This window comes from Agreia sp. VKM Ac-1783 (assembly GCF_900177765.1).
Taxonomy (GTDB): Bacteria; Actinomycetota; Actinomycetes; order Actinomycetales; family Microbacteriaceae; genus Agreia.
The window spans coordinates 169,427-180,722 of record NZ_FXWI01000003.1 but is presented as its reverse complement, the minus strand read 5'-3'; the positions used below and the strand labels follow the sequence as shown (position 1 = coordinate 180,722).

At 68.2% G+C, this 11,296-nt stretch carries 10 protein-coding genes; 6 read left to right on the top strand and 4 right to left on the bottom strand.

Features of this window, described 5'->3' with window-relative positions:
- Positions 1–88: 88 nt before the first annotated feature.
- Positions 89–1,144, bottom strand: a complete 1,056-nt coding sequence (locus CCK87_RS10555) for a substrate-binding domain-containing protein (RefSeq protein ID WP_170927241.1) — start codon at positions 1,142–1,144, stop codon at positions 89–91.
- Between the two features lie 189 nt (positions 1,145–1,333).
- Entirely contained in the window at positions 1,334–2,686 is a 1,353-nt protein-coding gene (locus tag CCK87_RS10550; RefSeq protein ID WP_086461413.1) for a Gfo/Idh/MocA family oxidoreductase, read from the bottom strand.
- A 239-nt stretch (positions 2,687–2,925) separates the two neighbouring features.
- On the opposite strand from CCK87_RS10550, the gene CCK87_RS10545 reads away from it, so the two are divergent.
- The 3 genes from CCK87_RS10545 to CCK87_RS10535 are packed head-to-tail and all read left to right on the top strand — an operon-like array spanning position 2,926 to position 4,830.
- A complete protein-coding gene (locus CCK87_RS10545) occupies positions 2,926–3,966 on the top strand; it encodes a substrate-binding domain-containing protein (RefSeq protein WP_086461412.1) in 1,041 nt (346 codons plus the stop codon).
- Positions 3,959–4,276, top strand: coding sequence for a putative quinol monooxygenase (locus CCK87_RS10540; RefSeq protein WP_086461411.1), 318 nt, complete (start codon positions 3,959–3,961; stop codon positions 4,274–4,276). The genes CCK87_RS10545 and CCK87_RS10540 overlap by 8 nt, the downstream gene beginning before the upstream one ends.
- Entirely contained in the window at positions 4,276–4,830 is a 555-nt protein-coding gene (locus CCK87_RS10535; RefSeq protein WP_086461410.1) for a gluconokinase, read from the top strand. The genes CCK87_RS10540 and CCK87_RS10535 overlap by 1 nt, the downstream gene beginning before the upstream one ends.
- 135 nt (positions 4,831–4,965) lie before the next feature.
- Here CCK87_RS10535 and CCK87_RS10530 read toward each other — a convergent pair whose 3' ends face one another.
- Positions 4,966–6,504: a CitMHS family transporter gene (locus CCK87_RS10530; protein WP_086461409.1), complete on the bottom strand. Its 1,539-nt coding sequence runs from the start codon at positions 6,502–6,504 to the stop codon at positions 4,966–4,968.
- A 145-nt stretch (positions 6,505–6,649) separates the two neighbouring features.
- On the opposite strand from CCK87_RS10530, the gene CCK87_RS10525 reads away from it, so the two are divergent.
- Genes CCK87_RS10525 through CCK87_RS10515 form a run of 3 tightly spaced genes read left to right on the top strand, consistent with a single transcriptional unit; the run spans position 6,650 to position 9,575 of the window.
- Positions 6,650–8,386, top strand: coding sequence for a sensor histidine kinase (locus tag CCK87_RS10525; protein ID WP_349289993.1), 1,737 nt, complete (start codon positions 6,650–6,652; stop codon positions 8,384–8,386).
- Positions 8,383–9,039 carry a response regulator gene (locus CCK87_RS10520; protein ID WP_086461408.1) on the top strand — a complete coding sequence of 219 codons (657 nt, stop codon included), beginning with the start codon at positions 8,383–8,385 and terminating at the stop codon, positions 9,037–9,039. Before CCK87_RS10525 ends, CCK87_RS10520 begins: the two co-directional genes overlap by 4 nt.
- Entirely contained in the window at positions 9,036–9,575 is a 540-nt protein-coding gene (locus tag CCK87_RS10515) for a hypothetical protein (protein WP_086461407.1), read from the top strand. Before CCK87_RS10520 ends, CCK87_RS10515 begins: the two co-directional genes overlap by 4 nt.
- 75 nt (positions 9,576–9,650) lie before the next feature.
- Here CCK87_RS10515 and CCK87_RS10510 read toward each other — a convergent pair whose 3' ends face one another.
- Positions 9,651–11,186: an HNH endonuclease signature motif containing protein gene (locus CCK87_RS10510; protein ID WP_086461406.1), complete on the bottom strand. Its 1,536-nt coding sequence runs from the start codon at positions 11,184–11,186 to the stop codon at positions 9,651–9,653.
- Between the last annotated feature and the right edge of the window lie 110 nt (positions 11,187–11,296).

Here is an 11,296-nt window from a genome sequence, read left to right as displayed (position 1 = left end):
TGCGTCGGGTGCGGTCAGCCCGCGCCCGGTGACGAGGGGTGTGGATGCCGGTGGGCGCCGGGGAGGGCGCCCACCGGTTCGTGCACGGTTACGGCATGCCGGTCGGGTACTCGGCGACGTTCGCGCTGTCGATGACGAACGCGGGCACGTCGACCCAACCGGGAACCTTCTTGCCGGCGAGCAGCCAGAGCGCCACGTCGACGCCGGTCGAGCCCTCGGTGGTCGGCAGCTCGCTCACCGTGGCGGTGAACCCGCCCGAGGCGATCTGCTTCTTGGCCTGGGGAATGCCGTCGGTGCCGACGAGCAGAACCTTGCCGGTGAGCCCCTTTGCGTCGATGGCGGCCTGCACGCCCAGGGCCATCCCGTCGTTCTGCGAGTAGAACGCCTTGATATCGGGGTTGGCGGTGAGCATCGTGGTGGCGATCTCCTGGGCCTTCGTCTGATCCCACGAGGCCGTCTGCGAAGCCACGATCTGCAGGTTCGGGTGCGTGGCGATCTGCTTGGTGAAGCCGTCGCCGCGGTTGATCGCGTTGCTCGAGCCGGGGTCTCCCTCGATCATCGCGACCTTGCCGCCATCGGGCAGCTTCTCGGCGATGTAGTCGGCCGCGGTGGCGCCGATCGTCGTCGCGTCGGGGCCGACGTAGACGACTCCGGGCACAGAGCTCTTGGCGTCGTTGAGCACGATGGCGGGAATGCCGTCGGCCAGGGCGGACTCGAACACGGAGTCGAGGCCGGTCGCCGAGATGGGCGACGCGAGGAGGGCGGAGCATCCCTGGTTCATGGCGCTCTTCGCCTTGTCGAGCTGCTCGGTGATCGACGACTCGTCTGTCACGTCGAAGGTCTGGAAGTCGACGCCGAGTTCTTTGGCGCGCTTCTCGAATCCGTCGCGCTCGTAACCCCAGAACTCGTTCGAGAGGGTGCGGGTCACGTAGCAGAGCTTGGCTTTGTCGGGAGCGGAGGGCTTTCCGAGCTCGGCGGTCACGTCGTCGACCTTGGTGGTCTTCGATGCGTCGACGAGCGAGACGATCGAACCGGCCGAGCCGGTCGCCGACCCGGTGTCGCCGTCGGGTGTGGCGGTGCAGCCGGCGAGCAGAACGAGTGCTGCTCCTCCGGCCAGGGCGACGCCGAGGGTGCGGATCTTCATGAGGTCCCTTTCTTCATTGGAAGGTTGTCGTGCTGTGGGTAATGAGGGTGAGAATGCCGCACGCCGACTGCTCGAAATCGATTCTCGCAGCCGCATCCGATGCGGGTGTTCAGGGGAGGACGATCCCCGGATGATCCCCGGTTGACTCTGAGCTATGCGGCTCTGAGCCGCGCGGCTCTTCCGCTCGGGTCAGCGGGAGAGTGAGGAGTCGACGAGCAGCGCCTCGGTTTCGCGGCGCAGTTCGAGGGCTTCGGCGAGGGAGTCGTCCATGATCACGTCGTCCCAGCCGACGGTCTCGCCCTGGGCGACGTCGTTGCGGAGTTCGACGTGGTGGGCGAGGGCGACAGGCAGTGCACCGGTGGCCACGGAGTGCTTCGCCGAGACGAGCTTGCCGTAGACGGTGTAGCCGCCTTCGCCGTCGAGGAACTCGCCGGCCTTCAAGTCCTTCTTCGCGGTCGCGACGACGTCTCCGTAGAAGCCTTCGGGCTGGCCGGTCGAGATGCCGCGCAGTGCGGCGTTCGCGATCGACACGTTCAGCTCGAGACCCACGTAGTGATACGGGCGATAGAGCGCCGCGTACTGCTTGGTGGGGTCTGGATGCCATGGGTACTCGTCGAAGCACGTCGAGACGTAGGCGTTGGTCGCCTTCACGACCACGTAGACACCCTCCTGGGTGTTGTGAGGAATCCAGGAGCCGTCGCGGTTGACGCTCGACATCACGTCGACCGTTCCCTCGTGGGCCAGGGCTCCACCGAGCGACGCGGGGCGACTGATCGTCGCGATCTCCTCGACGTCGCCGGGCGTGAAGGTGAGGCCTTCGTCTGAGGGAACGAGCCCCGCAGCGTTGGCCACGGCGGCCATCTCGATGGCGGCCTTGGTGCCGTCGCGGAAGCTCGTGTGCATGTAGGGGTTGAGCTGACCGGAGTCGGTGAGCTCCTTCGAGAACTCCCAGTTCTCCCAGACGTTGTCGGGGTTCATCTGGTGGTAGTGCTCGAGGAACTTCGCGCCCTTGCCGGCGCAGACCACGTCGAAGCCGCTTGTGCGGGCCCAGTCGACGAGCTCCATGATGAGCGCGGGCTGGTCGCCGTAGGCCATCGAGTACACGACCCCGGCCTTCTCGGCGCGTTTCTGCAGGGCCGGCCCCGCCAGGGCATCCGCCTCGACCGTGACCATGATGATGTGCTTGCCCGTCTCGATCGAGGCGAGCGCGTGCCGGATTCCGACGATCGGGTTTCCGGTCGCCTCGACGATCACGTCGATGTCGGCGTCGAAGAGCAGCGAGGCGTCCGCCACGATCGTGGTCGTGCGGTTGGCCAGCGCCTCGGGGATGTCCGCCGCCATCTGGTCTGCGGGCCAGTCGACGAGCGCGAAGGCTCCCTTCGCCCGCTCGACGTTGATGTCGGCGATCGCCACGACATGCACGCCCGGAATGTTGCGGGCCTGCGAGAGGTACATGGTGCCGTAGCGTCCGGCGCCGATGAGCCCGATGCGGATGGGCTTGCCCTCGCGCTCTCGTTCTTCGAGCAGTTTGTGCAGATTCACGTTGACCTCTCTGATCCGTGCGATTCGTGTCGGAGGAGCAGAGGCGGCGGTGGCCTCACGACATCCTCGTCACGTGTGATTCGGTTGAAATTCATCCGGAGTGGAACCGGTACCACTTTTGTACCACCGGCTGATACGATGTGTCAACAGACCGAATCGAACGCTCAGAAAAGGGCTTGCACCCTAAGCTGTGGCAACGGAGACGCGAGCGAAAACCACACCGACGACGAAGGGGTCCTGTGAAGAAGGCACCGACCATCCGAGACGTCGCGGCGACCGCTGGCGTCTCCGTGTCTGTCGTGTCGCGCGTGCTCAACGACGGCTCGGGGCCGGTCGCGGTCGCCACCCGAGAGAAGGTCGTCGCGGCCATCGCCGAACTGGGTTTCCGCCCGCGCGCGGCCGCCCGAGAGCTCAACGGTGCGGGCCTCACCATCGGCCTCATGCTGGCCGACCTCACCAATCCCTTCTTCGCTCGTCTGGCCGACCGGATCGTCTGGGAGGCGAGGGGCCGCGGGGTTCAGGTCGTGCTCACGACCACCCAGGAGGACCCGCACATCGAGGCCGAGACGCTCGCGACGCTGCTCGACCGGTCGGTGGGTGGCGTCATCGCGACCCCCACGGGCGACAACATCGATCAGTGGTCGCGACTGCAAGACGTGGGCGTCGACCTCGTGTTCGTCGACCGATCGATCGCGTCGCTCCAGAACACCGACGTCGTCAGCATCCAGAACGAGGCCTCGGCCGCCAGCGCGACCCAGCATCTGATCGCCCTCGGCCATCGCCGTGTCGCCGTGATCTCCGGCCCCCTCAGCACCTCGACGGGAGCCGCCCGTGTAGCCGGGTACCAGTCCGCGCTGACGGCCGCAGGCATCCCGATCGACCCCGCCCTTATTCGCGGCGTGCCGTTCCGCGGCGATGCAGGGGCCGACGCCGTGGCCGCGCTGCTGGCCCTGCCTCTCGTCGAGAGGCCGACGGCGCTGCTCGTCGCGAACACCGCCCAGGTGCAGTCGAGCATGCGCCAGCTCTACCAGATGGGCGTCGAGATCCCGCGCGAGCTCTCGGTGATCGTCTTCGACGACAATCCGTGGACAGAGCTGGTCACGCCGCCGCTCAGCGTCATCCGGCAGCCCATCGATATGCTGGCTCGGCACTCCGTTGATCTCGTTCTGGGCCGCATGCAGGGCAAGCTCCCCGTTGGCCCGCGGTTCGTCGAGGTGCAGGCCGAGTTCGTTTCGCGCAGCAGCAGCGCTGCACCCGACCCCCAGGAGTCCCATGTCTGAAGCAGTCGTCGTCACCGTCACTTTCCGCCCGGTCGCCGGCGCGCGCGACGAACTCGTGAAGGCTCTCTCGGCGGGTATCGCCGAGGTGCACACCGAGACCGGATGCGAGCTCTACGCGATTCATGACGCTCCCGATGGAACGATCATCATGCTCGAGAAGTGGAGCTCTGCCGCGGATCTCGAGGCCCACGGAGCGGGTGACATCGTGGCGCGCATGAATGCGACCCTGGTCGGCCTGCTCGAGTCGGCGCCCGAGATCACCCTGCTGTCGCCGATTCCTGCGGGAAGCAGCTACCAGGGCCAGCTCTGATGGGCAGTCTCAGCGAGAGCGCCCGCGATGGCAGCCGCGACTCCGCCGGTCACGAACTCGTGATCGTCGGCGGCGTCTCGGGTTCGGGCAAGTCGACCATCGGAGCGCTGCTGGCCCAGCGTCTCGAGGTTCCCTTCATCGACGCCGACTCGCTGCACCCCGAAGCGAATGTCGCCAAGATGGCGGCGGGCCTGCCGCTCGACGACATCGATCGCGGGCCCTGGCTGGTGCGCATCGGCGAGGTGCTCGCCGAGCATGCCGACACTGGACTCGTACTGGCCTGCTCAGCGCTGCGACGCACCTACCGCGACACGATCCGAGCGGTCGAGCCCTCGACGGTCTTCGTCACCCTCTCCGGATCCCGCGAGCTCATCGCGGCCCGCATGAACGCCCGCGCGGATCACTTCATGCCGGCGTCCCTGCTCGACTCGCAACTCGCCGCGTTCGAGCCTCTCGAGCCCGACGAGACGGGAGCCGACGTCTCGGTCGACGCCGAGGTCGACGACATCGTGGATGCCGCGACCCGCGTGGTGCGCGCGGCCGCCGCACGCTAGCCCCGCACGAGCCGAGCCCGCGGCATCCGCGCCCGTTCGGTCTGTCTGCTGCTGGTCGACCAGCAGCGGATGCGCCGAACAGGCGCGGATCCTGCAGAGCAGCGCGCGTCCGGCGTCGGAGGCGCGCCGCCGGCGTCAGGCGCGTAGCGGAATCGAGCCCACCAGCACCCCGACCGCGAGCATCGCAAGCGAGACGATCACGGCCCGCCACAGCACCTTCTTGTGGTGATCACCGAGGTTGACGTTGGCGAGCGAGACGAGAAGCAGGATGGCCGGCACGAGCGGGCTCTGCAGATGCACGGGCTGCCCCGTGATCGACGCTCGGGCCATCTCGACCGGGGCGATCCCGAAGTGCGACGCGCTCTCGGCGAGCACGGGCAGAATGCCGTAGTAGAACGCATCGTTCGACATGAAGAATGTGAACGGAATAGACAGCACGCCCGTGATGACGGCGAGGAACGGGCCCATCTCCGCCGGGATCACCTCGGTGATCCACGAGGCCATCGCCGTCACCATGCCGGTTCCATTGAGAACGCCGACCAGCACGCCGGCCGCGAGAACCATCGAGACGACACCGACGATCGACGGTGCGTGAGCCACGATCTCGTCGGCCTGGCTCTTGAGCTTCGGAAAGTTGACGATCAGCGCGATCGAGGCGCCGACCATGAACACGAACGCGAGCGGGAAGAGGTCGAGTACGAGCAGCACCATGACCGCGACCGTCAAAATGAGATTGAACCAGATGAGCTTCGGGCGCAGTGTCGCCCGGTTCGGGTCGAGCATCGTGTCGGCCATGGCCGTGTCTGCATCTTCGACGAGCGCCGCCGCTGCGACCCCTCCCCGGGCGCCGCGCACCGCGACGATGTTGCCGGTGTGCAGCGTGGCGGCGGCACCGGGCTTCGAGCCCGCGCCGCGGAACAGGCGGGGGCCACCGAAGATGCCGTCGCCGCGGGTTCCGTCGAGGCGTGACGTGTCGATCGACCCGGCGAGGCGGCGACGCTCCCCCAGACCGAGGAACCAGGCGAACGTGAGGGTGATGATGAGCCCCGCCCCCAGAGACGGCAGCATGGGCACGAAGATGTCGGTCGGCTCGAGCGCGAGAGCGGATGCCGCGCGCACCGTCGGTCCGCCCCAGGGCACGATGTTGAGAGTTCCATTCATCAGACCCGCCACGCAGGTGAGCACCACCGGACTCATTCCGAGCCGGAGGTAGATGGGCAGCATGGCAGACGTTGTGATGATGAAGGTCGTCGATCCATCGCCGTCGAGCGAGACCGCGCCGGCCAGCAGCGCCGTTCCCAGCACCACCTTCGCCGGGTCGTCGCCCAGAAGACGGGTGATCAGCCGGATGAGCGGGTCGAACAGGCCGACGTCGATCATGATGCCGAAGTACATGATCGCGAACATGAGCAGCGCAGCAGTCGGTGCCATCGACGAGATCGCGTCGATCACCATGTCGCCGAGCCCGAAGCCCGCGCCTGCGAAGAGTCCGAAGATGGTGGGCACGACGATGAGCGCGACCATCGGGGTGAGTCGACGCGTCATGATGAGCGCCATGAAGGCCAGCACCATCACGAACCCGAGCACGACCAGCGTGCCATCCGACGGGGTGAAGGCCAGGTCGTAGCCCTCCTCGTCGGCCGCGGCCGCGAGGGCGGTGAGAACAGGGGGCATCTCGACTCCTTTGTCTGCGGCAGACGTTCCTCGTCAACCGGATCACGCGAATCTATGGACTTCTCGCCCGGCGCGCGCGCTATCTCTCATTGGCGGAGCTTCTGCGCGAAGCGCAGGTTCAGCGCATTATGCTCACGTTGGAGGAATGATGAGGTTCTCAACGCGGGTGGTGCTGTTGCAGACGGCGACGGCCGTCGCCGTCGTCGCGGTGTGCGCCGTGGTCTTTCTCCTCCTCGGCATCCAGCAGCTGCGCACCGAGGCCGAGAATTCCGCCCTCAACATCGCTCGAACCGTCGCGGTCGACCCGCAAGTGCGCGCCGATGTAGCCCAGGCGAGTGCCGATCCGGGCACGCCGCAGGCTGCGGATCTTCGAGACGGCGAGCTGCAGAGGCTCGCCGGCGCGGTGACCGAACGCACCGGCACGCTCTTCGTCGTGATCACCGACGACCACGGCATCCGGCTCGCCCACCCCGACGCGGATGCTCTCGGCCAGCCCGTCAGCACCGACTATCGCGAGGTGCTCGCCGGAAAAGAGGTGGTGACCTGGCAGCAGGGCACCCTGGGCGTCTCGGCGCGGGCGAAGGTGCCCGTGCTCCCGCCCGACGGCGAGGGCGCCGCGCCCGTCGGTGAGGTGAGCGTCGGGTTCGAGCCGTCGAGCGTCTTCAACGATCTCCCCACACTGATCGGGGGAATCGCAGCCGCGGCCGCCGCGGCCCTGCTACTCGCGGCGCTCTCTGCGATGCTCTTGCGGCGACGGTGGGAGCGCCTGACGCTCGGCGTGCAGCCCGAAGAGCTCGTCGCGCTTGTGCAGAACCAGGCCGCGGTTTTGGATGGCGTCGGTGACGGCGTCATCGCATTGGACGACGCCGGGATGGTGCGGCTGTGCAACGAGACCGCCCGCGAGCTGCTCGGCCTCGCCGACCCGGAGGGCAAGACCCTCGACGCGCTCGGGGTTGCGCCAGCCATCCTCACGGCCGTTCGGGAGGGAACCGCGGGAGACGGCATCGTGTCGGGAGACCGCGTTCTCTATGTCGATGCGCAGCCGGTGCGCCGCGATGGTCGCGACCTCGGCACCGTGCTGATCGTGCGCGACCGCACTGACCTCGTGGCCCTCAGTGAACGCCTCGAAACGGTGCGGGCGATGACGAGCGCGTTGCGCGTGCAACGGCACGAGTTCGCCAACCGTCTGCACGTGGCGGCCGGCCTGCTCGACGCGGGTCGCGGGCCAGAGGCGCGCGAGTTCCTCGGCGAACAGCTGCAGCGCGGGCCGGTCGACTACCCCGTCGAGAACATCGATCTGATCGGCGACGCTCTGCTGCACGCGCTCATCGGCGCGCACGCGCTCGAGGCGGGCGAGCGCGGCGTGAGGGTGTCGGTCGCGGCCGATTCGCTGCTGCTGTCGCCGTTGCGCGACGTCGAGGATGTGGCCGCGGTGCTCGGCAATCTCGTCGACAACGCCGTGCGGGCCGCGGTGGCCGGGCGCGAGCCTCGCCGTGTAAGCATCGGCTGTTACGGCGACGGCGCGGACCTCGTGCTCACCGTGTCGGACTCCGGGCCGGGCGTCGCCGAGACAAACGACCTGTTTCGGCGCCGCGAGGGCTCCCGCATCGACACCTCGGCCGGCGCCGCCGATCGCGTACACGGCCTGGGCGTCGGTCTGCCGCTGTCGCGCGAACTCGCCCGCCGTCACGGCGGCGACGTCTGGCTCATCGCCTCAGGCGGACCGGATGCCGACGAGCCCGACTCGCGCGCCGACCCGGCGGGCCCGGGTTCGGGCCGCGGCGCGTCGGATGCCGAAGAGGACCTCTCGGGTGCCGTCTTCGGTGCACGCCTGCGCAACGTACTCGACATCACATCTGCTTCGAAGGATGACGCCCTATGACCGCACCCGTTCGCGTCCTCGTGATCGAAGACGACTTCCGCGTCGCCGGACTGCACCGCGACATCGTCTCCGAACGACCCGGCTATCTGGCCCTCGAGCCGGTGCGCACACTGGCCGAGGCGACGGTCGCGCTGCGCTCCGAGCGCCCTGATCTGTTGCTCGTCGACGCGTTTCTGCCCGATGGCGACGGCGTAGCGTTCCTTCGCGATGTCGGAGTCGACGCCTTCGTGCTCTCGGCCGCTACCGACGCCGGCACCGTGCGGCGCGCTCTGCGCTCGGGAGCGCTCGGCTATCTGATCAAGCCGTTTGCGCAGCGCGCGCTCACCGACCTCCTCGATCAATATCTGCGCTTCCGCAACATCCTCGATGAGGAGCGAGCGGTCGCCCAAGAAGACATCGATCGGGCGCTGGCGATCCTCCGGGCGGGCGGCGACTCGCCCTCGGTCTCCCGTTCCGCGACCGAGCAGGTCTTGCTCGAGGCTCTGGGCGACACCGAGTCGTCTGCGTCGGAGATCGCGGACCGCGCCGGCGTCTCGCGGGCGACGGCGCAGCGGCACCTCTCGGCCATGGCGGCGCGCGGCGTGGTCGACGTGCGACTTCGTTACGGCACGACCGGTCGCCCCGAGCACCGCTACCTGCGGGTGCACGCGTGACGCCGATCGTTCTGCTCGACCAGGTCGTGCACACCAACTACGGCCAGTTCACCCTGGAATGGGACTCCTCGGGCACCACCTGGGACGGCGACGCAGATCGCTTCTTCGCCGGTCAGCTCAACGGCTGGATCGGCGCCGCGGTCGAGGGAGTCGTGGTCGTGGTACTCGCCCGATACGGGGGCGGCTCCGCTCTGCGTGCCGAACTCTGGCCCCAGGAGCCGCAGCAAGAGGCGCCGACGGATGCAGCGTGGGAGGACTCCGTGGAAGTCTCGGTGACCGTCTCTGCCGGTGACTCCGTCGGTTGGGGCACCTGGAGCTGGGCAGACAGCGGCACCCTCGACCTTCCCGCAGGAAGCTACCGGCTACGCGCGAGTGCCCGCGGCCGTGACGCGGGTCAGGCGGGCGAGTTCGATCCCGATGTCGTCGACTTCTACCTCCTTCAGTTCTGGTTGGCACCACCAGCTCCCGACGCGGTTCTGCGCACGGCAAGCGCCGATGCGGCTTACTGGAACAAGGAATGGGGCAGCCGCCGCTGACTGCGGCAGGGAGTGTCGAGCAGTCGACGCTAACCCCCGCATCGAGCGCGGACCGCGCCTTACGGCGCACCACCATCACCACCCCCGACCCGCCCTCTGGTGCCCGGCCGCGCGGGCCGGGTTGTGTCTACCGTGCCATCCGGGCTCGCGCACGTGCGGCTTGCCGTTGATCATGACGAGCTGCCACGCCGAGGTGTGGATCGTGGAGTGATGGAACGGACAGAGCAACGCCAAGTTGTCGACGTCGGTGCAACCGGCGAGAAAGCTGCTGCTCGTCCACGGAACGACGTGGTGCGCCTGGCATCGCGATGGCGGCGCCGTGCATCCGGGAATCACGCAGCCCCCGTCGCGCGCGGCGAGGGCTCTTCGTTGTCGGCGACTCGCCAGTCGCTGTGTCTTTCCTTGGCTCAAGACTTGGCCAGCCGAGCCGAAGACCGTCGCGGTCAGCTCCGCATCGCACCCGAGCATCTGAATCGTGCTCATGGGGATCGGTTCTGTGCTTCCATCTATCCAGCCGACGCCGCGGCCCGCCTCGAGGTCGCTCGCCGTGACGTGCACGTTGATGGTCGGCGCCAAACCGTTCAGCCGAGAGGCCGCGGGTGACGCCGCGGCCAACTCGATCAGCGCCATCACCGCGTCGAGAAGCTTCTGCTCGGCCGTGCGCGGGTCGACGACCGCGAAGCCATCCGGGTCGGAGATGCCACTCGGGGCAGAGGTGCCACTCGGAGCAGAAGTGCCACTCGGGCCAGCGGCACCGCTCACGCCAGCGTCACCCTCGGCACCCCCGCCCGGCGCATCCGGCGCATCCGGCGCATCCGGCGCATCCGGGTCAGCCGTGCGCGGACTCAGAATCGAGTCGACCGCCGCGAGGAACACCCCCAGCTGCAGCGGCGGAAGCGCATAGCGCCCGCGAGCCATGCCGTCGGCGCCCACCCTCGGGTAGCTGAACCCACGCAATTGCTGCTTGACGGCATCCCGAGGCTCCGCACCATCGGGGTCGAGATGCTCACGGATGCGCGCAGCGAGTCGCGCAAGCTCGTCGACCGTGTAGCAGGGTGCCAGCAACCCGCCGGCGTCGGGCTCACCGAAGGTCTCAGTGGCCGCCTCGACCAGGCGCTGCTCGGCCTCGTCGACCGCCTCGGACCACGTGACGTGCGACACCACCTCGGACAGGGAGCGGCAGATGACCGAAGCGGCATCGCCCCCGACCTGGCCGGCGAAGAATGCACTCTCGACGGCGGGAAAACGACTGGGCAGCGGCAAGCCCGTCGGCGACAGCGAGGAGCGCACGAACCGCCCCAGGGCCACGCGCCCACCCGCCGTGCGTTCGGAGATATTCGCCGTGGCCGCGACCAGCTTCTTGGCCGACGCGAACCCGTGCCTATAGGCCAGGCCCGAGCCCTCGAGCTCGCGCCGCGACTCGTGCTCGACCTCTGCCGCGACCCAGGTGCGGGCAGCGTCGCTGGCACGGCCCACCTCTTCCCACGCGTGCACGGCCTCGAGCAAGCCATCGCCCGACACGGCCCCCGCCATCACCGCACCACGCTGCCCGTCGAGCAGCTCACGCAGACGCGCAGCGATCTCGCTGAGCGATGCGTCGTGAAGGTCCATACGAGAATTCAAACAGCAGCCACTGACACTGCCGTCGTTCTGCCAAATATGCTCTGACCAGCCTATTCCCCTGTGGATAACCGCTCGACCCACCCACCTGTGGAGGACTA